General features: G+C 69.3%; 18 protein-coding genes. 11 read left to right on the forward strand and 7 right to left on the reverse strand.

Annotated elements, in window-relative coordinates:
• Positions 1 to 149: 149 nt before the first annotated feature.
• Positions 150 to 1,064, reverse strand: coding sequence for a LysR family transcriptional regulator (locus AC1VNX_RS15985; protein ID WP_483157576.1), 915 nt, complete (start codon positions 1,062 to 1,064; stop codon positions 150 to 152).
• A 203-nt stretch (positions 1,065 to 1,267) separates the two neighbouring features.
• Between AC1VNX_RS15985 and AC1VNX_RS15990 the strand changes: the two genes are divergently transcribed.
• The 4 genes from AC1VNX_RS15990 (at position 1,268) to AC1VNX_RS16005 (ending at position 8,409) form a co-directional block, all read left to right on the forward strand.
• A complete protein-coding gene (locus tag AC1VNX_RS15990; RefSeq protein WP_483157577.1) occupies positions 1,268 to 2,152 on the forward strand; it encodes an alpha/beta hydrolase in 885 nt (294 codons plus the stop codon).
• Positions 2,153 to 2,298: 146 nt separating this feature from the next.
• Complete coding sequence (locus AC1VNX_RS15995; RefSeq protein WP_483157578.1) at positions 2,299 to 3,549, forward strand: efflux RND transporter periplasmic adaptor subunit; 1,251 nt, start codon at positions 2,299 to 2,301, stop codon at positions 3,547 to 3,549.
• A 40-nt stretch (positions 3,550 to 3,589) separates the two neighbouring features.
• Positions 3,590 to 6,868, forward strand: coding sequence for an efflux RND transporter permease subunit (locus AC1VNX_RS16000; protein WP_483157579.1), 3,279 nt, complete (start codon positions 3,590 to 3,592; stop codon positions 6,866 to 6,868).
• Positions 6,869 to 6,897: 29 nt separating this feature from the next.
• A complete protein-coding gene (locus AC1VNX_RS16005) occupies positions 6,898 to 8,409 on the forward strand; it encodes an efflux transporter outer membrane subunit (protein WP_483157580.1) in 1,512 nt (503 codons plus the stop codon).
• Between the two features lie 69 nt (positions 8,410 to 8,478).
• Here the strand turns inward: AC1VNX_RS16005 and AC1VNX_RS16010 are convergent, their stop codons facing one another.
• Complete coding sequence (locus AC1VNX_RS16010) at positions 8,479 to 8,913, reverse strand: hypothetical protein (RefSeq protein ID WP_483157581.1); 435 nt, start codon at positions 8,911 to 8,913, stop codon at positions 8,479 to 8,481.
• Between AC1VNX_RS16010 and AC1VNX_RS16015 the strand changes: the two genes are divergently transcribed.
• The 4 genes from AC1VNX_RS16015 (at position 8,861) to AC1VNX_RS16030 (ending at position 12,846) form a co-directional block, all read left to right on the forward strand.
• Complete coding sequence (locus tag AC1VNX_RS16015; RefSeq protein ID WP_483157582.1) at positions 8,861 to 10,333, forward strand: cobyric acid synthase; 1,473 nt, start codon at positions 8,861 to 8,863, stop codon at positions 10,331 to 10,333. The genes AC1VNX_RS16010 and AC1VNX_RS16015 overlap by 53 nt on opposite strands.
• On the forward strand, positions 10,330 to 11,370 hold the full coding sequence (cobT, locus tag AC1VNX_RS16020; protein ID WP_483157583.1) for a nicotinate-nucleotide--dimethylbenzimidazole phosphoribosyltransferase: 1,041 nt from the start codon (positions 10,330 to 10,332) through the stop codon (positions 11,368 to 11,370). The genes AC1VNX_RS16015 and cobT overlap by 4 nt, the downstream gene beginning before the upstream one ends.
• A gap of 127 nt (positions 11,371 to 11,497) precedes the next feature.
• Positions 11,498 to 12,292, forward strand: a complete 795-nt coding sequence (locus AC1VNX_RS16025; protein WP_483157584.1) for an adenosylcobinamide-GDP ribazoletransferase — start codon at positions 11,498 to 11,500, stop codon at positions 12,290 to 12,292.
• A complete protein-coding gene (locus AC1VNX_RS16030; RefSeq protein WP_483157585.1) occupies positions 12,289 to 12,846 on the forward strand; it encodes a histidine phosphatase family protein in 558 nt (185 codons plus the stop codon). The genes AC1VNX_RS16025 and AC1VNX_RS16030 overlap by 4 nt, the downstream gene beginning before the upstream one ends.
• Positions 12,847 to 12,864: 18 nt before the next feature.
• Here AC1VNX_RS16030 and AC1VNX_RS16035 read toward each other — a convergent pair whose 3' ends face one another.
• Positions 12,865 to 15,627, reverse strand: a complete 2,763-nt coding sequence (locus tag AC1VNX_RS16035) for a LuxR C-terminal-related transcriptional regulator (protein ID WP_483157586.1) — start codon at positions 15,625 to 15,627, stop codon at positions 12,865 to 12,867.
• 149 nt (positions 15,628 to 15,776) lie between these two features.
• Here AC1VNX_RS16035 and AC1VNX_RS16040 point away from each other — a divergent pair, with 149 nt between their 5' ends.
• The gene (locus AC1VNX_RS16040) at positions 15,777 to 17,339 is read left to right on the forward strand and encodes a methyl-accepting chemotaxis protein (protein WP_483157587.1); all 1,563 of its coding nucleotides are present in this window, start codon (positions 15,777 to 15,779) and stop codon (positions 17,337 to 17,339) included.
• Between the two features lie 20 nt (positions 17,340 to 17,359).
• Here AC1VNX_RS16040 and AC1VNX_RS16045 read toward each other — a convergent pair whose 3' ends face one another.
• The gene (locus tag AC1VNX_RS16045; RefSeq protein ID WP_483157588.1) at positions 17,360 to 18,226 is read right to left on the reverse strand and encodes an Ivy family c-type lysozyme inhibitor; all 867 of its coding nucleotides are present in this window, start codon (positions 18,224 to 18,226) and stop codon (positions 17,360 to 17,362) included.
• 24 nt (positions 18,227 to 18,250) lie between these two features.
• Positions 18,251 to 18,898 (reverse strand): endonuclease III, encoded by a 648-nt coding sequence (gene nth, locus AC1VNX_RS16050; protein WP_483157589.1) that lies wholly within the window; start codon positions 18,896 to 18,898, stop codon positions 18,251 to 18,253.
• A gap of 121 nt (positions 18,899 to 19,019) precedes the next feature.
• Here nth and AC1VNX_RS16055 point away from each other — a divergent pair, with 121 nt between their 5' ends.
• On the forward strand, positions 19,020 to 20,207 hold the full coding sequence (locus AC1VNX_RS16055; RefSeq protein ID WP_483157590.1) for an aminotransferase-like domain-containing protein: 1,188 nt from the start codon (positions 19,020 to 19,022) through the stop codon (positions 20,205 to 20,207).
• A gap of 26 nt (positions 20,208 to 20,233) precedes the next feature.
• On the opposite strand, the gene AC1VNX_RS16060 is transcribed toward AC1VNX_RS16055, so the two are convergent.
• Both AC1VNX_RS16060 and AC1VNX_RS16065 read right to left on the reverse strand, forming a co-directional pair.
• A complete protein-coding gene (locus AC1VNX_RS16060; protein ID WP_483157591.1) occupies positions 20,234 to 20,461 on the reverse strand; it encodes a hypothetical protein in 228 nt (75 codons plus the stop codon).
• Positions 20,462 to 20,466: 5 nt separating this feature from the next.
• Positions 20,467 to 21,522 (reverse strand): histone deacetylase family protein, encoded by a 1,056-nt coding sequence (locus tag AC1VNX_RS16065; protein WP_483157592.1) that lies wholly within the window; start codon positions 21,520 to 21,522, stop codon positions 20,467 to 20,469.
• Positions 21,523 to 21,615: 93 nt separating this feature from the next.
• On the opposite strand from AC1VNX_RS16065, the gene AC1VNX_RS16070 reads away from it, so the two are divergent.
• The gene (locus AC1VNX_RS16070; protein ID WP_483157593.1) at positions 21,616 to 21,936 is read left to right on the forward strand and encodes a DUF6172 family protein; all 321 of its coding nucleotides are present in this window, start codon (positions 21,616 to 21,618) and stop codon (positions 21,934 to 21,936) included.
• Positions 21,937 to 21,940: the final 4 nt, after the last annotated feature.

The raw sequence follows: 21,940 nt of genomic DNA on the forward strand, positions 1-21,940 counted from the left end.
GGGGCTCCTCCCGGGGCCTCCTGCGAGCCTTTTGCGCGTTCAACCGGAAATCGGGGCGGCTTCCCGCTGGCGCGCTTTACCTGTTAACGGCATCGGCCGGCAAGAATTTAGGGTGCCGGCGTGAATTGTTCGTTGCAGGCGTGCAGTGGTCAGCGCCGCTGCAGCCGCGGATTCTTCGCGAACAGCTCGGCCGCCCAGTCCACGAAGGCGCGCACCTTGGCGCTCAGGTGGCGATTGGGCGGATACACCACGTGGATGGGTAGCGGGTCGCGCTGCCAATCGGGCAGTATCCGCACCAGCTCGCCGCTTTCCAGCAGCGGCTCGGCCATGAAGGTGATGCACTGCGAAATGCCGAAGCCGCCCAGAACCGCCGTGATGTGCGCGTTGCTCTCGTTCACCGCCACGCGGTAGGGGCCGTTCAGCTCGATCACCTCGTCGCCCTTCTTGAACTCGTGCGGGTACACGCGCCGCGTGGTGCCCGAGAAGTAGCTGACCACGTGGTGGCGCTTCTCGATGTCGTTGGGGTGCTGCGGAATGCCGTAGCGCTTCACATAGGCCGGTGACGCCACGGTGACGAAATCGAGCGTGCCGATGCGCCGCGCCACCAGCGACTGGTCGTTGAGCTCGCCGGCGCGGATCACGCAGTCGACGTTGTCGCTGATAAGGTCGACGGTGCGGTCGCTCACGCCCAGGTCGACCTGGATGTCGGGGTAGCGGTCGCAGAAGGTGGCCAGCGCGGGCAGGATGATCAGCCTCGCCACCGATGTGCCGACGTCGATGCGCAGCCGCCCCGTGGGGTTGGCCTGCGCATTCGTCATGCTGGCTTCCATGTCGTCGAAGTCGTTGAGCAGGCGCGCCGCGCGCTCGAAGTAGGCCGCGCCGTCGGGCGTGACGGTGACGCGGCGCGTGGTGCGGTTGAGCAGTTTCACGCGCAGGCGCGATTCGAGCGCCTGAATCTGCTTGGTGACCGTGCCCTTGGGGAGGGCCAGCGAGTCCGCTGCCCGGGTGAAGGTGCCGGCTTCCACGACGCGGACGAAGATCCGCATGGCCTGGATTTGATCCATCGAATGCCTGTTCTGGGTACCCGGCCCACACCGGGGGAGGCGGATTCTCACACAAGGAGGCAATTCCCTCCGGCATGCGCGCCTGTTGCCATGAGTTGTGGTGATTGTTGTCGGTTTGGAAACAGAGTGGGGTTGGCCCGCCTGTTTATGGATACAGCGGGCGACTTATATTTCAACCATCGCCCAAATCCCCGAGGTCGCCCATGTCACCCGTTCCATCGTCCCGTTCTGCCGAAGCTGCCGCCCGCGCTGCGGCACAAGGCGTGGAAGCCGATCTGATGATCGAGCTGCCAGGCCGTGAACCGGTCGGTGCCCGCGTGTACGGCCAGCGCGCCAAGGGCGATGTGGCACCGCTGGTGCTGCATTTCCATGGCGGCACTTTTGTCTGCGGCGGCCTGGACAACGGCCGCAACGTGGCGCGTCTCCTGGCCGGGGCGGGCGCGGTGGTGGTTTCGCTGGCCTATCCGCTGGCGCCCCAGTCGCCGTTCCCGGAACCCATCGAAGTGGGCTATGCCGCCCTCGAATGGCTCTACAAGCAGCGCACCAAGCTCGGCGGCAAGGGCTCCCAGGTGTACCTGGCCGGCGAGGAAGCCGGCGGCAACCTGGCGGCTGCCGTGGCGCTGATCGCCCGTGACCGGGCCCATCCGCCGATCGCGGGCCAGATTCTGCTGTCGCCCATGCTCGACCCCTGCGCCGGCACCGCCTCGCTGCGCAACGCCACCAGCGACGCGGCCGAATGCCGCTGGGCCAGCGGCTGGGAGAAGTACCTGAGCTGCCCCTCGAACGCCATGCACCCCTATGCGGTGCCCAGCGGTTCGCTGCGGCTGTCGGCACTGGCGCCCGCGCTGGTGCTGGTGGGCGCCGACGACGCGATGCACGACGAGGCCATGACCTTCGCCAACCGCCTGCGCGCGGCCGGCATCGAAGTCACGAGCAGCGTGCTGCCCAGCGCCGCCAACTGGCCGAAGGCGCTGTACGACACCGAGAACACGGGCTGCGTGGCCTGCGAAGCCTCGGTGCAGCAGCACTTCCGCGAATTCTTCAGCGCGACCACGCCGCCTCCCGCGACGGCTGATCACCCCAGCTAGTACCCGGCCGTCACTGGCTGCCTGATCGACACGCTGCCAGCGCGGCAGCGTGCCGGGGCCTCTTTTTTTCTGAAATCCGCCTCCTGGTGCCAAAAGCGCCGGGGTGGCCTGTTGCATCCCAAAGTCATCGAGAAGGACTAACCATCATGTCGAACAACGAGAAAAAGCTGTCTTCCGCCGCCCGCAAGGGCCTCTGGCCTGCCGTGACCGGCATCACCGCGCTGCTGGCCGTGGCCGCGGCGGTGGTGGGCATGTACAGCTTCAAGGCCGAAGCCAACAACGCGCCGGCGGCGCCGCCGGCCACGCCGGTGTCGGTCGCCACCGTGGCCTCGAGCGAGATCAACGCCTGGGACGAGTTCTCGGGCCGGCTCGAAGCCGTGCAGCGCGTCGACGTGCGCTCCCGCGTCGCGGGCGCCGTGCAGGCGGTGCACTTCCGCGAAGGCGCGCTGGTGAAGCAGGGCGACCTGCTGGTCACCATCGACCCCGCGCCGTACGCGGCGGAGGTCGAGCGTGCCGAGGCGCAGGTGGCTTCCGCGCAGGCCCGCCAGTCCTTCAGCCGCAGCGAGCAGGAGCGCGCCAAGCGCCTGTGGGACGACAAGGCCATCGCCCAGCGCGAGTACGACGAGCGCGTGAACGCCGGCCGTGAAGCCGAAGCCAACCTGCGCGCGGCACAGGCCTCGCTGCTGTCGGCACGCCTGAACCTGGGCTACACCCAGGTGCGCGCGCCGGTGTCGGGCCGCATCGGCCGCATCGAGGTGACGGTGGGCAACCTGGTGGCGGCCGGTCCGGGCGCTCCAGTGCTGACCACGCTGGTGTCGGTGAGCCCGATCTACGCGAGCTTCGATGCCGACGAGCAGGTCATCACCCGCGCGCTGAAGGAGCTGCCCAGCGGTTCCAGCGCCCGCGGCCAGATCGAAAGCATTCCCGTGCAGATGGGCACCGCCGGCCTCGACGGCACGCCCTTCACCGGCAAGCTGCAGCTGATCGACAACCAGGTCGACGCCCGCAGCGGCACGGTGCGCGTGCGTGCTTCGTTCGACAACAAGGACGGCGCGCTCATCCCCGGCCAGTTCGCCCGAATCCGCATGGGCCAGGCCCGCAACGACACCGCGCTGCTGGTGAGCGAGCGCGCCATCGGCACCGACCAGAACAAGAAGTTCGTGATGGTCGTGGGCGACGACAACAAGGCCGTCTACCGTGAAGTGACGCTGGGTGCCTCCATCAACGGCCTGCGTGTCGTGAGCAAGGGCCTGAAGGCGGGCGACCGCGTGATCGTCAACGGCCTGCAGCACATCCGCCCGGGTGCGGTGGTGGCTCCGCAGCAAGTGACGATGGACGCGAAGGCAGACCCAAAGCAACAACAACCGGAACGCGTGGCCGAGGCCGCGAAGTCCTGATTTCGGAGGAGGGCGCAGCCGCGCTCGCCGGAGAACCAACATGAATCTCTCAAAATTCTTCATCGACCGGCCGATCTTTGCCGGCGTGCTGTCGCTACTGATGCTGATAGCCGGCCTGATCGCGCTGCGCGGTCTGCCGATCTCGGAGTACCCGGAAGTCGCGCCGCCTTCGGTGGTGGTGCGCGCCCAGTACCCCGGCGCCAATCCGAAGGTGATCGCTGAAACAGTGGCGACCCCGCTGGAAGAGCAGATCAACGGCGTCGAAGGCATGCTCTACATGGGCAGCCAGGCAACGACCGACGGCGTGCTCACGCTCACCGTCACGTTCCGCCTCGGCACCGATCCCGACAAGGCACAGCAGCTCGTGCAGAACCGCGTCTCGCAAGCCGAGCCGCGCCTGCCCGAGGAAGTGCGCCGCCTGGGCATCACGACTGTCAAGAGCGCCCCTGACCTGACGATGGTGGTCCACCTCGTCTCGCCCAACAACCGCTACGACATCAACTACCTGCGCAACTACGCGGTGCTGAACGTGAAGGACCCGCTGGCGCGCATCGAAGGCGTGGGCCAGGTCCAGATCTTCGGCGGCGGCGACTACTCCATGCGCGTGTGGCTCGACCCGCAGAAGGTCGCGCAGCGAGGCCTGTCGGCCAGCGACGTGGTGGCCGCCATCCGCGGCCAGAACGTGCAGGCCGCGGCCGGCGTGGTCGGCGCTTCGCCGGGCCTGTCGGGTGTGGACATGCAGCTGTCGATCAATGCGCAAGGGCGCCTGCAGAGCGAGGAAGAGTTCGGCGACATCATCGTCAAGAGCGGCACCGACGGCGCCGTCACGCGTCTTCGCGACATCGGCCGCCTCGAAATGGGCGCCGCCGACTACTCGCTGCGCTCGCTGCTGAACAACGACCCGGCCGTCGGCATGGGTGTGTTCCAGGCGCCGGGCTCCAACGCCCTCGACATTTCGGCCAACGTCCGCAAGACGATGGAAGAGCTGAACAAGAACATGCCCGAGGGCCTGGAATACCGCATCGCCTACGACCCGACGCAGTTCGTGCGCGCGTCCATCGAGTCGGTGATCCACACGCTGCTCGAAGCCATCATGCTGGTGGTGCTGGTCGTGATCCTGTTCCTGCAGACCTGGCGCGCTTCCATCATTCCGCTGCTGGCCGTGCCGGTGTCGGTGATCGGTACCTTCGCGGTGCTGCACATCCTCGGTTTCTCGATCAACGCGCTGAGCCTGTTCGGGCTGGTGCTGGCCATCGGTATCGTGGTGGACGACGCCATCGTGGTGGTGGAGAACGTCGAGCGCAACATCGAAGCAGGCTTGACGCCGCGTGAGGCCACGTACCGCGCCATGCGCGAGGTGTCGGGCCCGATCATCGCGATCGCGCTGGTGCTGGTGGCCGTGTTCGTGCCGCTGGCCTTCATCAGCGGCCTCACGGGTCAGTTCTACCGCCAGTTCGCGGTGACCATCGCGATCTCGACGGTGATCTCCGCCATCAACTCGCTCACGCTGTCGCCCGCGCTCGCCGCCTTGCTGCTGCGCGGCCATGACGAGCCCAAGGACGCGCTGACGCGCGGCATGGACCGTGCATTCGGCTGGCTGTTCCGCGGCTTCAACCGCTTCTTCCATCGCGGCTCCGAGGCCTACAGCGGCGGCGTCAAGCGCGTGATCTCGCGCAAGGCGCTGATGCTGGGGATCTACGTCGCGCTCATCGCCGTGACCTTCGGTCTCTTCAAGGCGGTGCCCGGCGGCTTCGTGCCGGCGCAGGACAAGCAGTACCTGATCGGTTTCGCCCAGCTGCCCGACGGCGCCACGCTGGACCGCACCGACGAGGTGATCCAGCGCATGGGCGAGATCATGAAGAAGAACCCGAACGTGGAAGACGCCATCGCCTTCCCGGGCCTGTCGATCAACGGCTTCACCAACAGCTCGAACTCGGGCATCGTGTTCGCCACGCTCAAGCCCTTCGACCAACGCAAGCGCCCCGACCAGAGCGGCGGCGCGGTGGCGGGCCAGCTCAACGGCGCCTTCTCGAGCATCCAGGACGCCTTCATCGTGATGTTCCCGCCGCCGCCGGTGGCGGGCCTGGGCACGACGGGCGGCTTCAAGCTGCAGCTGGAAGACCGTGGCTCGGTGGGCTACGACCAGATGGACGCCGCGGTGAAGGCCTTCATGGCCAAGGCCTACCAGGCGCCCGAGCTGGCCGGCATGTTCACCAGCTGGCAGGTCAACGTGCCGCAGCTGTACGCCGACATCGACCGCACCAAGGCCCGCCAGCTCGGCGTGCCGGTGACGGACATCTTCGACACCATGCAGATCTACCTCGGCAGCCTGTATGCGAACGACTTCAACAAGTTCGGCCGCACGTACTCCGTGCGCGTCCAGGCCGATGCGCCTTACCGCGCGCGTGCCGAAGACGTGGGCATGCTGAAGGTGCGCTCGACCTCGGGCGAGATGGTGCCGCTGTCGGCGCTGATGAAGGTGAATTCGACCTTCGGCCCTGAACGCGCCATGCGCTACAACGGCTACCTGGCCGCCGACATCAACGGCGGCCCGGCACCGGGCTATTCCTCGGGCCAGGCGCAGGACGCGATCGTGAAGATCGCGGCCGAGACGCTGCCCAAGGGCGTGAGTTTCGAGTGGACCGAGCTGACCTACCAGGAGATCCTGGCCGGCAACTCCGCCTTCCTGGTGTTCCCGCTGGCGATCCTGCTGGTGTTCCTGGTGCTGGCCGCGCAGTACGAAAGCCTGACGCTGCCGATCGCGATCATCCTGATCGTGCCGATGGGCATCCTGGCCGCGATGACCGGCGTGTGGATCTCGGGAGGCGACAACAACGTCTTCACGCAGATCGGGCTGATAGTGCTGGTGGGGCTGAGTGCGAAGAACGCGATCCTGATCGTGGAGTTCGCCCGGGAGCTCGAATTCGCCGGCCGCACTCCCGTGCAGGCCGCCATCGAAGCCAGCCGCCTGCGCCTGCGCCCGATTCTCATGACCTCGCTGGCCTTCGTGATGGGCGTGCTGCCCCTCGTGCTGTCCACCGGCGCGGGCTCGGAGATGCGCAAGGCCATGGGCGTGGCGGTGTTCGCCGGGATGATCGGCGTGACGGCCTTCGGCCTGTTCCTGACGCCGGTGTTCTACGTGCTGCTTCGCCGCCTCGCGGGCAACCGGCCGCTCAAGCTGCACGGCGAAGTGCCGCACGGCGACGAGTTCGTGTCTGCCGACCATCCGGCCACGCCTGCCTCGCATGGCGGTTCCGGCGGTGGCGGCATGCACCCGGTGCCTGCCTCGCCGCGCCCCTCGCACGGCTCGCATGACTGACTGATCGGGAAGAAGAAAGAAAGCTGATCATGAAATTCTCAGTACAACCCTTGGTGAAGCCCGCCCGGGCCTTCCGTACCGCCTTGCTGCCCCTGATGGCTGCCCTGGTGCTGGCCGGCTGTGCCACCGTGCCCTCGGGCCTGCCCGAGATCACGACCACGGCCCAGTTCAAGGAGCAGGGCAAGGAGCAACAACAGCAGGGCGCCACGCCGCCCGCCGGCTTCACGCGCGCCGTGCCCGCCGAGGCACAGCCGCGCGGCGCCTGGTGGCTGGCGTTCAACGACCCGGTGCTCAACACGCTGGTCGAGAAGGCCGACGTCGACAACGGCAACATCCAGGCCGCCGCCGCGCGGCTGGCCGAAGCCCGCGCGCTGGCGCGCAGCGCCAACGCCGACCGCCTGCCGCAGATCGGCCTGAGCGCCGGCGCCAACCGCGGCGCTGGCCTGGACAAGGCCACCGCCAGCACACGCCCGGCCACGATGACGAACATCGGCGCCACCTTCTCGTACGAGGTCGACCTGTTCGGCCGTCTCTCGGGCGCGAGCAACGCGGCCAAGCTGGATGCGGCCGGCCGCGAGGCGCTGCTGCAGAGCACGCGCCTGGCGGTGCAGGCCGAAGTGGCGCAGACCTACCTGCAGCTTCGCGCGCTGGATGCCGAACGCGTGCTGGTGCGCGAGCAGGTCGAGGCCTATCGCGACACGCTGCGCCTGTCGCAGCGCCGCGAGCAGGCCGGCGACATCGCCGAGCTCGACGTGGCGCGGGTGCAGACCGAGGTGTCGTCCACAGAATCGGATGCGCTTGCGCTCGACCGCCAGCGCGCCCAGGTCGAGCATGCGCTCGCGGTGCTGGTGGGCGATTCGGCCTCCAGCTTCGGCCTGAGCGGCGCCGACTGGTCGACCACGCTGCCGAGCATTCCGCCCGGCGTGCCGGCCACGGTGCTCACGCGCCGCCCCGACGTGTCGGCCGCGCAAAGCGCCGTGCTGGCCGCGCAGGCCCGCGTGGGCGTGGCGCAGGCCGCGTGGTTCCCCGACATCTCGCTGACCGGCGCGGCCGGCTACGCCTCGCCCGAGATCGGCGACCTCTTCAAGTGGTCGGCCCGCTCGTGGGGCGTGGGCGCGCTGCTGTCGCTGCCGATCTTCGACGGCGGCCGCCGCGAGGCCGGTGTGCAGGGCGCCAACGCCCAGCTCGACGGCGCGCTCGCGAGCTATCGCACGCAGGTGCTGGTGGCCTTCCAGGAAGTGGAAGACCAGCTGGCGGCCATCCGCACGCTGCAGGAGCAGTCGGTGGTGCAGGCGCAGGCCGTCACCTCGGCCGCCCGAGCGACCAGCCTGTCGGACACGCGCTACCGCAACGGCTACATCAGCCAGCTCGACCTGCTCGACGCCCGCCGCAGCGAGCTGCGCAACCGTCGCCAGGCACTGCAGGTGAAGTCGGCCCAGTACCAGGCAGCCGTGGGGCTGATCCGCGCCATCGGCGGGGGCTGGGAAGTGCCGGCGCCGGTGGCGGCGGCTGGCGCACAGACCACGGTGGCTGCGCGCTGAGCCGCCCGGAACAGAAATCGAGAAATTGACAGCCTGAACGCCGCAAGGCGGTCTTGCGCCGTCGTGGGCTCAGCCGGTTTCGCCGGCGGGGTTCGCGGCGGCGCTTATTTTTTGCAGTTCCAGCACGCCCATGGCCATGGCGTTGGAATAGCTGGCCTGCGGCCGGGCCGCCTTCCGGTAGACCCGGTAATCCAGGGTTTCGGAGGCTTCGTCGGCGTGATGGGCCTCGAGCAGGGTCCAGAAGAACTGGCCCGGCTCGGGTTCCTCGACGGTCAGCGCCAAATCGTTCAAGGCTGGCATGGGTCCCTGGGGTGCGTTGTTGTGACAGTGTGCGACGCCGGGTTTACGCAGGAAAGCGCCACCTGGATTCGCCGGCCGCATTTGCTGCGTCCAGATGTGAAAGATGTCGCACTCCGGCGGAGCGGCCACGGTGCTCAACGACAATCCGCCGATGAGTTCAAAGGCAAAGGCAAAGGCGAATAGCGGACCGGCGCGCTGCGTCATGGTCCTGGGCACCACCAGCGGCGCCGGCAAGAGCTGGCTGGCCACCGCGCTGTGCCGCTGGTATGCCCGCCGGGGCCTGAAGGTGGCGCCCTTCAAGGCGCAGAACATGAGCAACAACGCCCGGGTGGTCGATGGCGGCGAAATCGGTAGCGCCCAGTATTTCCAGGCCCTGGCCGCGAATGCGGTGCCCGACGTGCGCATGAACCCGCTGCTGCTCAAGCCCGAGCGCGACACCCACAGCCAGGTGGTGCTGATGGGGCAGGTGAGCGAAGCGCTCTCCGCCTTGCCCTGGCGCGGCCGCAGCGAGCGCGTCTGGCCGCAGATCGCGCAGGCGCTCGACGAACTGCGCGCCGAGAACGACGTGGTCGTGATCGAAGGCGCAGGCTCGCCGGCCGAGATCAACCTGATGGCCAGCGACATCGTCAACATGCGCATTGCCCGCCACGCGCAGGCGCGCTGCCTGCTCGCGACCGACATCGACCGCGGCGGCGCTTTCGCCCACCTTTACGGCACCTGGGCGCTGCTGCCCGAGGCCGACCGGGCACTGCTGCGCGGCTTCGTGCTCAACAAGTTCCGGGGCGACGCCTCGCTGCTCGCGCCGGCTCCGCAGCAACTGCAGGAGCTGACCGGCGTGCCTATCGTGGCGACGCTGCCCATGTGGTGGCAGCACGGCCTGCCCGAGGAAGACGGCGTGTTCGACGACCGCAGCCGCTCCAGCGGCACCGTCACGCGCACGGTGGCCGTCGTCGCCTATCCGCGCATTAGCAACCTCGACGAATTCCAGGCGCTCAAGAACGTGCCGGGCGTACGGCTGGTCTGGGCCCGCGCGCCCGCCGACGTGGCCGGCGCCGACTGGATCGTGCTGCCCGGCTCCAAGAACACCAGCGGCGACCTGGCCTGGCTGCGCGCTCAGGGGCTGGACCGCGCGGTGGCCGCGCATGCCGAACGCGGCGGCGCTGTGCTGGGCATCTGCGGCGGCCTGCAGATGCTGGGCGAGGCGCTGGTCGATCCGCACGGCATCGACGGCAATGCGCCGGGGCTGGGCCTGCTGCCGCTGGTGACGGTGTTCGAGCGCGAGAAGACGGTGCGGCACCGCACGGCCGGCTTCGGCGAGCTCGCCGGCAACTGGAGCCAGCTGTCGGGCGTGGCGGTGGCCGGCTACGAGATCCATCACGGCCAGACCGCCGAGCACCCGCAGCTGGCGCACGACGGCCGCGCGGTGATGCCCGACGCTCTGGCCTGGCAGAACGCGCGCGGCAACGTGCTCGGCATCTATCTTCACGGCCTGTTCGAGGATCCGGGCGCGCTGCACGCGCTCTTCGGCGCCTCGGCGCCCACGCTGGAATCCACCTTCGACGGCCTGGCCGATTTCACCGACACCCACTTCGACGCCGGCGTCCTCGCCGGACTGATTGCATGACCGACCTCGTTCCCACGATCCCCGACATTTCCGACGCCGCGCTCGCCGCCCGCCTGCAGGCCGCGCTCGACAACAAGACCAAGCCGCTGGGTGCGCTCGGCCGGCTGGAGGCGCTGGCGCTGCGCATCGGCAGCATCCTCGGCACCGACGAGCCTGTGCTGGAGGCGCCGCAGATGCTGGTCTGCGCTGCCGACCACGGGCTGGCGGCGCGCGGCGTCTCGGCCTACCCGAGCGAGGTGACCTGGCAGATGGTCGAGAACTTCCTGGCCGGCGGCGCCGCCGTGAGCGTGCTCGCGCGGCAGCACGGTCTGGCGCTGACGGTGGTGGACTGCGGCGTGCGCCGCGACTTCCAGGCACGACCGGGGCTGGTCTCGCGCCGCATCGCGGCCGGCACGGCCGACGCTTCCGTGGGGCCTGCCATGAGCGCCGATCAATGCGCGCAGGCGATCGCCAACGGGCGCGAGGTGGTGCGCGCGCTGCCTGGCAATGCGCTGCTGCTCGGCGAGATGGGCATCGGCAACAGTTCGTCGGCCGCGCTGCTGCTGTCGCGCCTGGGCGGGCTGGACATCGACGCCTGCATCGGTATCGGCACCGGCCTCGACGCGGCCGGACTGGCGCGCAAGCGCGAGGTGCTGCGGCAGGTGCTGGCGCTGCACGCGGACGCGAAGGCTCCGCTGGAAGCGCTCGCGGCACTCGGAGGTTTCGAGCTGGCGACGCTGGCGGGCGCCGTGCTGCAGGCGGCCAGTGAGCGGCGGGTGATCGTGGTGGACGGCTACATCGCCAGCGCGGCGGTGTTGGTGGCACAGGCGCTGCAGCCGAACGTGGTGCAGCGCTGCGTGGCCGCGCACCGCTCGGCCGAGCCGGGCCACGCGCTGCTGCTGGAGCGGCTGGGGCTGGAGCCGCTGCTGCAGCTCGACCTGCGCCTGGGCGAGGGCTCGGGCGGCGCGCTGGCCTGGCCGCTGCTCGAATCCGCCTGCCGCATCCTGCGCGAGATGGCGAGCTTCGAATCGGCCGGCGTGTCGCGAAAGGATGCATGAGCGCCGCGCCGGGCCGCCCCAAGCAAAGCTCGCACCGCAGTGCGAAGCACGGAGGTACTCCGATGAGCGCCGCGCCGGGCCGCCCCAAGCAAGCTCGCACCGCAGTGCGAAGCGCGGAGGTACTCCCGTGAGCGGTATCCGCCATTTCCTGCTCGCGTTGCAGTTCTTCACCCGGGTGCCGGTGACGGGCGCGCTGGCCGAGTGGGTCGGCTTCAGCCCGCAGATGCTGCGCGCGAGCGCGGCTCACCTGCCCGGCATCGGCTGGCTGGCGGGCGGGGTGGCGGCGCTGGTGTTCGCGGGCGTGGCCTGGGGCTTGCCGGGCGTCGCGGGCGCGCAGGCCGCCGCGGTGCTCAGCACGGTCGCCACGGTGATGCTCACCGGTGCCTTCCATGAAGACGGGCTGGCCGATGTGGCCGACGGCCTGGGTGGTTCGGCGAGCCGCGAGCGGGCGCTGGAGATCATGAAGGACTCGCGCATCGGCGCCTTCGGGGCCGTGGCGCTGGTCTTGGCGCTGGGCCTCAAGTTCGCGCTGCTCGCCGCGCTGGCGGGGCAGGGGCTGCAGGCGGCGGCGATTGCCATCGTCGGCGCGCATGTGCTCTCGCGGCTGATGCCGCTGTTCCTGATCCGCTGGCTGCCTTACGTGGGCGACAGCGGCGCGAGCAAGGCAAAGCCGCTGGCGGATGCGATCAGCCCCGGCGCGCTGCTCATCGCCTTCGTGTGGGCGTTGCCCGCGGTGGTCCTGCTGCTGCAGGCGCACGACGCGGCCCACGTCGGGGCAGCAGTGCTCGCGGCCGTGCTCGCGGCGGGCTGGATGGCGCGGCTCTTCATGCGGCGGCTGCAGGGCTTCACGGGCGACGGGCTGGGCGCGACGCAGCAGGTCTGCGAGCTCGCCATCTACCTCGTTCTCGCCTGGAAAGCATGAGCACGCTCTGGCTCCAGCGCCATGCGCCGGTCGTGGCCGAACCCGGCCTCTGCTACGGTGCGACGGACCTCGAAGCCCATGCGGACGCCACGCTGGCCGCCGCCGGGCGCATCGCGCCCTTGCTGCCTGCTGGCGTGATGCTGTGCAGCTCTCCGCTGAGGCGCTGCGTGGCACTGGCCGAAGCCATCGCCGCGCTGCGCCCGGACCTGCCGGTCCGGCAGGACGCGCGGCTGGCCGAGATGGATTTCGGCACCTGGGAGGGCCGGCCCTGGGCCGACATTCCGCGCGAAGACTTCGATGCCTGGACGGCCGACTTCGCCGACCTGCGCGCCGGCACCCACGGCGAGAGCGTGCGCGCCTTCATGTCGCGCATCGCCGAGGCGCACGACGAATGGCTGGCCCGGCCGCGCGACACGCTCTGGGTCACGCATGCGGGTGTGCTGCGCGCAGTGACCTTGCTGCAACGCGGCATCCGCTGCCCGGCCGTGGCGGGCGATTGGCCGTCCGGTGAGATGCCCTTCGGTAATTGGCTGGTTTTCGACAACCCGCCCTGATCGGACAACGGCCGCGCGCTACTTGCCGCCCGCGCCGCTGCCTTCGTCGTTGCGCTCCAGCTCCCGCCGCATCCGCTCGGCGACCGCGCTGCGGCCGTGGGCGTCCAGCTTCAGGTAGATGTTCTTGAGGTGCCACTTGACCGTGTCCAGCGACAAGCCGAGCTTGAGCGCGATCTTCTTGTTTGGCAGCGATTGCAGCAGCAGTTCGGCGATCTCGGCTTCGCGCAGCGTGAGCAGGCGTGTCAGGCGGCGGTCGTCGTGGAAGCGCGGCGCTAGCGAGGGCGCGGCGCGCCCGTCGAGCTGCGAGCGGGCCTGCGCCTCGATGCGCTCGATGAAGAAGCCCAGCACCGGGTCGAGGTTGGGGATGGACGTCGCCGTGCGGATCAGCGGCAGGGCGTTGTCGTGCGCGCCCAGCAGGGTCTGCAGCAGACCGAGCCGGTGACCCAGGCGCAGGGCCGCGCACACGCGCGCCTTCGACGCCTCGGCGCGGCCCAGCCTGCGCTCGACCTCGGCCGCCTGCAGCTGCAGGGCGGCGACGAGGCCGACCTGCCCGAGCTTCTCGTAGTGCCGCGACAGGTTTTCGATTCTTTCCAGCGTGGGCGGCAGGTCGCCCTCGTGCATCGCCATGCGGATGCGCGCGCGCTCCACGACGTCGGCGATGCGACGCAACGTGCCGTGCCCGACGGCGGGATGCCGGGCGTGCAGCGCTTCCAGCTCCTGCAGCGACTCGCGCGCGGCATCGGCGTCGCCGTTCGCGAGCTGGACGCCGAGCTGCTCGAGCAGCACGCAGGCCAGCGCGCGGTCCATGCCGAAGCGCCGCAGGAAGCAGCCGGCCTGCGCCAGATGCTCGAGCGCCTCACGCTGGCGGCCGGCGGCCTGCTGCGCGCGGTTGGCCACGATGATCATGCGCAGGGTGGTGTCGGGAATCAGGCCGTCATGCGTGCCCAGCTGTTCCTGCATGAAGCGGGCCGCCACCAGCGGGCCCTGCTGCTCGTACAGAACCTCGACCAGCAGCTGGGCGGTGAGCCTCGCGGCCTCGCCGCAGCGCGCGCCGCGCTCCTGCGCCTCGCCCAGCACCTGGCGGTAGATGCGCTCCGCCCGGTGCATCTGGCCTTCGATGGCGTACGACAGCCCGACCAGGCACTGGCCCACCAGCGAGCCGAACAGGGTGCCGGCGACTGGCTCGCCGTCGATGCGGGGCGCCGGCTCGTCGCGCTGGATGCGCCGCGCCTCCTCGAACTCGCCGCGATGCAGGTGCAGCCAGGTCAGCACGTTGCGCCGTCCGGCCGCCGCGAACTCGTCGGCCGCGGGTGGCGGGGCCAGCAGCTCCGGCAGCAGCCAGGAGAGGGCTTCGTCGTCGTCGTTGCGGATGGCGAACAGGCAGCCCAGCAGCGTCAGCCGGTAGCGCATGGCCGGGTCGAGCGCGCCGGGCCTGGCGCGCAGGCGCTCGATGCTGCGGGCACAGTCGTCCAGTCGGTAGTCGGCCAGTTCGACCCAGCCAATCCAGAGACCGAGATTGGCGTTGTCGCCGATTGCGCTGGCGTCGAGCTGGCGCAGCAGCGCGATCACTTCGCTCATCTTGCCCCGGGTGAACAGCGCCTCCGCGCCGCGCTCGGCCAGCCGGGCGGCTGTCTGGTGGTTGCCGCCCGCGAGCGCATGCCGCACGGCCTGGTGGTGCATGCCGCGGGTCGCGAAGGCATGGCAGGCCGTGGCATGCACCACCAGGCGCGCGGCTTCGGGCCAGGCCGCGAAGCGCACCAGAAGCACGCTGCGCAGCAGCGGGTGCATGTGCCACCAGCGCTCGTGGGTGGCTGTCTCCGGCGTTTCTGCCACGAGCGACAGCAGGCCTTCGTGCACCAGCGATTCCAGCAACTCGGCGCACAGGGCCGAGTTGTAGCCCTCGCCCGCGAGGTCGGCGCACAGCGGCGCGCTGAAGCGGGTGGTGGCGGCGCAGCAGGTGAGCAGGCGCAGCTGCGTTTCCGACAGGCGAGGGAAGACGTGCGCGTGGAAGTACGCGGCGAAAGGTTCCGGGTCGGGCACGCCGTGCACCAGCGGCGACTGCACGCCACGCCGGCGGCGCACGTCGGCGCTGGCCAGCCGCAGCAGGGCGGGCCAACCTTCGGTCAGCCGGTGGATGGTCGCGGCGGCGCGCTCGTCGAGCTGGGGCAGCCGCATGCCGAGGTAGTCGATCGACTCCGGCAGGCTGAAGCGCAGGTCGTCGTTGCGCAGCTCCAGCACCGTCTTAGAGGCGGGGGAGTGCGCCAGCGTCATCGGCAGTTCGTCCTGGCTGGCGAACACGCACAGCAGGTTGGGCGGCGCGTACTCGACGAGCAGCTGCAGCGCGTGCAGCACGTTGCCGCTCTGCGCGCACTGCACGTCGTCCACGATCAGCACCACCTTGCGGCCATGCGCCGAGATGCCGCGCACCAGCGCGATGACCAGCCGCTCCATCGAGAGCGCATCGGGCACGGCGTGTGCCATCGCCTGACTGGGAATGGCGGTGTCGATGCCGGCCAGGGCCGTCATCAGGCCGGTCATGAAATGCAGGTCGCCCTCGGGAAGATCGGCGAGCCTGAGCCAGGCGATGCCGGCGTCCGAAGAGACCAGTTCGCGCTGCCAGGTGAGCAGCAGCGAGCTCTTGCCGAACCCGGCGGGCGCGCGCAGCACCACGCACCGGCGGCAGTCCGGTCCGTCGAGCCTTTCGAGCAGGCCTTGACGGACCAGCAGGCGACGGCTTCGCGTGCGCAGTGCGGGCGTACCGGGGATTGGGGCGGGTTGCATCCGTGCGGATTCTGAGTCATCCCGCGCGCGGATCGAATCCCATATTCGAGGGTTTGCCCGTCCCCACCCTTCGAGGGTGGGGTGGCGCGCGGCCGCGCTGCCGATGACGCAGCGCAGCCCTCAACAACAAGTCCACTGGAGAACGCCACATGTTCGATCTCTCGAACCTCAAGATCGGAGCCCGCCTCGGGCTGGGTTTTGCACTGTTGCTGCTGTTGCAGCTTGTCATCACCGGCATCGGTTTGCGCGAGATGGCGCATCTCTCGGAGAGCGTCGCCTTCGCGACCGAGGTGGGCCAGCGCAAGCTCGACGAGCTCAACAACGTGCAGTCCGCCATCGGCAAGCGCGCCATCGCGGCGCGCAACCTGGCGCTGGTGTCGGGCCCGGCGGCGCAGAAGGGCGACATCGACCTCGTCAGCAGCTCGCAGCGCGAGATCGACGGCGGCCTGCAGAGCCTGGCCGCGGTGATGGCCGCGCCGGACGCCTCGACTCCCGAGGAGCGCCGGATGCTCGAGAAGCTGCGCGCGCTCGAAGAGCAGTACCTGCCCATCGCGAAGAACGTCGTCGGGCTCGCCACCTCGCAACAGACCGACGCGGCCGTGAAGGTGCTGACGCAGGAGTGCATGCCGCTGCTCAACCAGGTGCTGGCGCATGTCTCGGCCTTCCAGGCGATGCTGAGGAAGAGCGCCGACGAAAGCACTGCGTCGACCCAGGCCGCGTACCAGCGCGCCAAGTGGATGATCCTGGGGATCAGCTGCGCCTCGCTGGCCGGCGGGCTGCTGCTGGCATATCGCATGACGCGCTCCATCACGCGGCCGCTGGGGCAGGCGGTGACCGTGGCGCAGCAGGTGGCCGCGGGCGACCTGACGGCGCGCATCGAGGTGGCCGACGCATCGGAGTCTGGCATGCTGATGCGCGCGCTGCGCTCGATGAACGACGAACTCGCCAAGGTGGTCGGGCAGGTGCGCGACGGCACCGATTCCATCGCCTCGGCATCGGGCCAGATCGCCTCGGGCAACCGCGACCTGTCGTCGCGCACCGAGGCGCAGGCCAGTTCGCTGGAGCAGACGGCTGCCGCCATGCAGGAGCTCACCGGCACAGTCAGGCAGAACGCCGACAACGCGCGGCTGGCCAACCAGCTCGCGGACTCGGCCTCGCAGGTGGCCTCGCGCGGCGGCGCGGTGGTCGATCAGGTGGTGGAGAAGATGGCGTCCATCAACGCCTCGTCGAGGAAGGTGGTGGAGATCATCGGCGTGATCGACGGCATCTCGTTCCAGACCAACATCCTCGCGTTGAATGCCGCCGTGGAGGCGGCCCGCGCCGGCGAGCAGGGACGCGGCTTCGCGGTGGTGGCCTCGGAAGTGCGCAGCCTGGCGCAGCGCTCGGCCGCGGCGGCCAAGGAAATCAAGACGCTGATCGGCGACTCGGTGGACGAGGTGGAAGCGGGCAGCACGCTGGTCAACGAGGCCGGCAAGACCATGGAGGAGATCGTGGGCAGCGTGCGGCGCGTGACGGACATCATGGCGGAGATCACGGCGGCCAGCCAGGAGCAGGCGGCCGGCATCGGTCAGGTCAACGACGCCATCAAGCAGATGGACCGCACCACCCAGCAGAACGCGGCGCTGGTCGAGCAGGCATCGGCCGCCGCGCAGTCGATGAACGACCAGGCCGCGGGGCTGGTGCACGCGGTGCGGATGTTCAAGCTGGCCTGAATCCGCCCCTCAGCGGCCGATCAGTTCGACTTGCGCCATTGCTCGCGCCAGAGCTTGTCGAGCTGCGGCGCGAGCGTGGCGGGCGGCGAGCCCACCAGGCGGTTGCTGCCGCTGCGCTGCAGCAGGCCGTAGATGCGGCCGGAACCCTGGTCGTACAGCGCGATGGCGTTGTTGTCGTAGCAGTCGTGCGGCTTGCAGAAGGCATGCAGCAGGTAGCGCGTGCCGTCGACCGTCACCCATTGAGGCTCGGGCGCCGGGCCCTCGCGGCGCACCAGCCAGCGGTCGTTCTCGCGCGTGCCCAGGGCGGCGCGCCAGGCCTTCTGCATGGCGGGGCCCTGCGCCAGCGCGGCGGGGCTTCCGGTGGGCGGGGGCGGCACCTTGGCGGCCGGCTCGGTGGGTGGAGGCAGCGCGCGGGCGGCGCCGTTGCAGCGCCAGTAGCGCTGCTTCAGCATCTCGGGGCCGAGCTGGCCGGCCACGGGCTTGTCGGCATCCAGCGTGATGTACTGGCCGCGCGGGCTCCGGTAGACAAGGAAGGTCATCGCGCCGGCCTTGCCGGTGTCGCTCATCAGCGCCACGTCGAAGCCTTCGGGCGGGGGGCTGTTGCCGAAGAAGCTGTAGGCCGTCTGCGGCTCGCGGGCGACCACGCGGCGCTTGCCGCTTTCGGCGATCAGCGAATCCTGCCGCACCTGCAGCGCGGCGGCCGCGTTGTCCGCGCAGTTGGCGGACCAGCGGCCCGTGTACTGGGCGATGTTGTTGGGAAACTGCGTGCCGCCCTGTTGCGACCAGGCCGCGGCCGGCAACAGCGCGGCCAGCAGGGCGGCGCGCAGCAGCGCCCGGGTGTTGTTCGTCGCCGTTGTTGTTGTTGTTGTGGTCGTGTTTCTATTCATTCGTCTTCGCAGCGTTTTCTTGTCTCAGGCCGATTTCGGCGCGGGCGTCTTGGGCTTGTAGGAGCAGAAGGTCGCCACCGCGCACTCCCAACAGCGCGGCTTGCGGGCCACGCAGATGTAGCGGCCATGCAGGATCAGCCAGTGGTGGGCATGCAGCCGGTACTCCAGTGGGACGCGCTTCTCGAGCTTGAGTTCCACCTCCAGCGGCGTCTTGCCCGGGGCAAGCCCGGTGCGGTTGCCCACGCGGAAGATGTGCGTGTCGACCGCGATCGTCGCTTCGCCGAAGGCCACGTTGAGCACCACGTTCGCCGTCTTGCGGCCCACGCCCGGCAGCGCCTCCAGCTCGGCGCGGGTGCGCGGCACCTCGCCGCCGTGCTGTTCCACCAGCATGCGGCAGGCCTCGATCAGGTGCCTGGCCTTGCTGCGGTACAGGCCGATGGTCTTGATGTATTCCTCCAGCCCCTCTACGCCCAGCTCGAGGACGGCCTGCGGCGTGTTCGCCACCGGAAAGAGCTTGCGCGTGGCCTTGTTCACGCCCACGTCGGTGGCCTGCGCCGACAGCAGCACGGCGGCCAGCAGCTCGAAGGGAGTGCTGTACTCCAGCTCGGTCTCGGGCTCGGGGTTGGCCGCCTGCAGGGTGGCGAAGAAGAGGGGGATGTTGTCTTTTTTCATCGGGCGTCAGAAGGGCGCCGCAAGAGCGGCAAGCGCAATATATCGTCGAAAGCAGATAGCCTTACGCAGCTTTATTGCCCGCGCTTTGGCGACAATGCCACCCCAGAAAGAGAGACTGACCATGCAATTCGCCTCCCGCCTCGACAACGTCGAGACCTCCGCCATCCGCGAACTCTTCAAGCTGCTGGGCAAGCCCGGCATCATCAGCTTCGCGGGCGGCTTCCCCGACAGCGCCATGTTCGACGTCGAAGGCCTCAAGGAGGCGAGCCAGAAGGCACTCACCGAGGAACCAGGCGGCGCGCTGCAATACGGCGCCACCGAAGGCTACGAACCCCTGCGCACGCAGCTCAGCTCCTTCATGAAGACCAAAGGCGTGGACGTCGACCCCAGCGGCCTGATCGTCACCACCGGCAGCCAGCAGGCGCTGGACCTGCTGGGCAAGACCATGATCTCGCCCGGCGACAAGGTGATCGTCGAGGGCCCGACCTTCCTGGCCACCATCCAGTGCTTCCGCCTCTACGGCGCGCAGCTCATCAGCGCGCCCATCGACGCCAACGGCGTGAAGACCGACGAGCTCGAGAAGCTCATCGCCGAGCACAAGCCCAAGTTCGTCTACCTGATCCCCACCTTCGGCAACCCCAGCGGCGCCATGTTGAGCCTGGAGCGCCGCAAGAAGGTGCTGGAGCTGGCCGTGAAGTACCAGACGCTGATCGTCGAGGACGACCCCTACGGCGACCTCTACTTCGGCGAGGCCCCTCCGCCTTCGATCATGTCGCTGAGCAAGGACGTGCCCGGCAGCCGAGAACTGCTGGCGCATTGCGGCAGCCTGAGCAAGGTGCTGAGCCCCGGCCTGCGCATCGGCTGGATGATCGCCCCGGCCGCACTGCTGGCCAAGGCCACCATGTGCAAGCAGTTCAGCGACGCCCACACCAGCACTTTCTCGCAGGCCACGGCCGCGCAATACCTCAAGAGCGGCCGCATGCCCGCCACGCTGGCGCATGTGCGCGAGGTGTACGGACAGCGCGCGCAGGCCATGGGCGCGGCGCTCGAGCGCGAACTGGGCGACGCGGTGAGCTTCACCCAGCCCAACGGCGGCCTGTTCTTCTGGGCCCGCCTCACGGGCGCCAACGGCAAGCTGGCTGATGCGAACGAACTGGCGAAGCGGGCCATCGAGAAGCTGGTGGCCTTCGTGCCCGGTGCGCCGTTCTTCGCGGAGAAGCCCGACGTTGCCACTCTGCGCCTGAGCTTCGCCACCGCCGACGTGGCGAAGATCGAAGAGGGCGTGAAGCGCCTGGGCCAGGCGCTGTAAGAAGAAAAGGAAGAAAGCCCTGCCGGTCAGGGCGACCTGTGCAGCCGGGGTGCCGCGAGCAGGTCCATGTTGTCGGCGATGGCCGCATCCACGTTCGGATAGCGGCCCTTCATCTTCGACAGCGTCATGATGGTCTGCAGCGCCTTCAGGTCCTTGACCGAGGGCGCTACCTTGATCTGCGCGATGGCCGCGGTGGGATTTCCCCCGTTGATCAATGCCATCACCTTGCTTGCCCAGTCGTTTGCGCGCGCCATGTCTTTCACCTGCTTTCGTTCGAGGCACCGACTGTACACAGCGTGGCGTCCGTGAATCCCCCGAAGAAGGCGCGCGCGTTGGCTTCCAGGCTATCGAGGTGGTAGCCGCCTTCCTGGACGATCAATGTGGGCAGGCCCAGCGCGCCGATCTCCTTGCCCAGGCGCCCGAAGCCTTCGGTGCTCACCGCGACCTGCGACTGCGGGTCGTCCTTGTAGATGTCGAAGCCCAGCGCCAGCACCAGCGCATCGGGCGCGAAGCGCCGCAGCGCTTTCGTGGCGTCGTCCAGCCGGTCGAAGAAAACCGATTCCGGGGAGCCGTGCGGCATCGGGAAGTTGAGGTTGAAGCCTTCGCCTTCGCCGGCCCCACGCTCGTCCTCGTAGCCGACCACGCCGGGGTAGAAGTTGGTCGGGTCGCCATGGATCGACACGTACGGCACGTCGCCGCGCCCGTAGAAGATTTCCTGCACGCCCTGGCCGTGGTGCATGTCGGTGTCGAGCACCGCCACGCGGGCGAAGCGCCCGCGCAGCGCCTGGGCGGCGATGGCGGCGTTGTTGAGGTAGCAGAAGCCGCCGGCCGCGTCGACGCGCGCATGATGGCCGGGAGGCCGGCACAGCGCATAGGCCGAGCGGGCACCGCCGGCGATGGCCGACGCACCGGCCACCGCGCTCTGGGCCGACCAGTACGCGGAGCGCCAGGTTTCGGCTCCGACCGGGCAACTGCCGTCGGCCAGATGGCGCGCCGCCCTGGCCAGGATGCCGCGCAGCCGGTTGGGCTCGCGCACGTAGATGTTGGACATCACCTCGTCGCCCCAGTCGGGCGGCATCTTCTTCCACTCGCGGTGCGCTTCTTCCAGGAAGCGCAGGTAGTCGTCGCCGTGCACCGCGGCCAGCGGCGCCATGCCGGCATCGGGCGGTGTGCGGAGGTCGAAGCCCAGCGACTGCACGGCGGCCGCGAGACGCAGCGCGCGCTCGGGCACTTCCTGCGGGGTGCGCATCTGTCCGCGCGACAGGTAGCTGCGAGGGTGGTGCAGCAGTTGCTCCGGATGGAAAAAGCTCAGCATGGTCGGTTCGGCATGGTGCTTGCCGTGGAATGGGCCTGATGGTCATGTTAGCCAGCAAGTCCGATGCCCATTTCACATTGGTTACGATCACCCATGAGAAAAACCTTCCAGCTTCAGGTCGAGGGCAAGCACCCCGACCGTCTACTCGAAGCCATCAAGCACGAGATCCGCAAGTACATCAAGCGCGAGCGGCGCCGCGAACTGCCCGAGGGCATGGACTACTGGGACTTCGACTGCAGGTTCGGCACCTCGCAGGAATCGGCAGCAGTCGTCCACCTTTCCGCCATCACCGGCCTGATCGACGGCGTGGCCAAAGAGGCCGGCAAGCAGTTCTACATCGAGATCCTGGCCAAGCCGGCCCAGCGCAAGGCGCGCCCCGAGGGCTCGCCCGGGTCCGAATCCACCGAGGGCTGAGAGC

Source organism: Variovorax sp. TLI9-5A (assembly GCF_056867935.1).

Excerpts from the sequence above, each read along its gene's own strand:
- AC1VNX_RS15985 (WP_483157576.1), bottom strand. The coding sequence starts at position 1,064 with ATGGATCAAATCCAGGCCATGCGGATCTTCGTCCGCGTCGTGGAAGCC.
- AC1VNX_RS15990 (WP_483157577.1), top strand. The coding sequence starts at position 1,268 with ATGTCACCCGTTCCATCGTCCCGTTCTGCCGAAGCTGCCGCCCGCGCT.
- AC1VNX_RS15995 (WP_483157578.1), top strand. The coding sequence starts at position 2,299 with ATGTCGAACAACGAGAAAAAGCTGTCTTCCGCCGCCCGCAAGGGCCTC.
- AC1VNX_RS16000 (WP_483157579.1), top strand. The coding sequence starts at position 3,590 with ATGAATCTCTCAAAATTCTTCATCGACCGGCCGATCTTTGCCGGCGTG.
- AC1VNX_RS16005 (WP_483157580.1), top strand. The coding sequence starts at position 6,898 with ATGAAATTCTCAGTACAACCCTTGGTGAAGCCCGCCCGGGCCTTCCGT.
- AC1VNX_RS16015 (WP_483157582.1), top strand. The coding sequence starts at position 8,861 with ATGAGTTCAAAGGCAAAGGCAAAGGCGAATAGCGGACCGGCGCGCTGC.
- AC1VNX_RS16010 (WP_483157581.1), bottom strand. The coding sequence starts at position 8,913 with ATGACGCAGCGCGCCGGTCCGCTATTCGCCTTTGCCTTTGCCTTTGAA.
- cobT (WP_483157583.1), top strand. The coding sequence starts at position 10,330 with ATGACCGACCTCGTTCCCACGATCCCCGACATTTCCGACGCCGCGCTC.
- AC1VNX_RS16030 (WP_483157585.1), top strand. The coding sequence starts at position 12,289 with ATGAGCACGCTCTGGCTCCAGCGCCATGCGCCGGTCGTGGCCGAACCC.
- AC1VNX_RS16035 (WP_483157586.1), bottom strand. The coding sequence starts at position 15,627 with ATGCAACCCGCCCCAATCCCCGGTACGCCCGCACTGCGCACGCGAAGC.
- AC1VNX_RS16040 (WP_483157587.1), top strand. The coding sequence starts at position 15,777 with ATGTTCGATCTCTCGAACCTCAAGATCGGAGCCCGCCTCGGGCTGGGT.
- AC1VNX_RS16045 (WP_483157588.1), bottom strand. The coding sequence starts at position 18,226 with ATGAATAGAAACACGACCACAACAACAACAACAACGGCGACGAACAAC.
- nth (WP_483157589.1), bottom strand. The coding sequence starts at position 18,898 with ATGAAAAAAGACAACATCCCCCTCTTCTTCGCCACCCTGCAGGCGGCC.
- AC1VNX_RS16055 (WP_483157590.1), top strand. The coding sequence starts at position 19,020 with ATGCAATTCGCCTCCCGCCTCGACAACGTCGAGACCTCCGCCATCCGC.
- AC1VNX_RS16060 (WP_483157591.1), bottom strand. The coding sequence starts at position 20,461 with ATGGCGCGCGCAAACGACTGGGCAAGCAAGGTGATGGCATTGATCAAC.
- AC1VNX_RS16065 (WP_483157592.1), bottom strand. The coding sequence starts at position 21,522 with ATGCTGAGCTTTTTCCATCCGGAGCAACTGCTGCACCACCCTCGCAGC.
- AC1VNX_RS16070 (WP_483157593.1), top strand. The coding sequence starts at position 21,616 with ATGAGAAAAACCTTCCAGCTTCAGGTCGAGGGCAAGCACCCCGACCGT.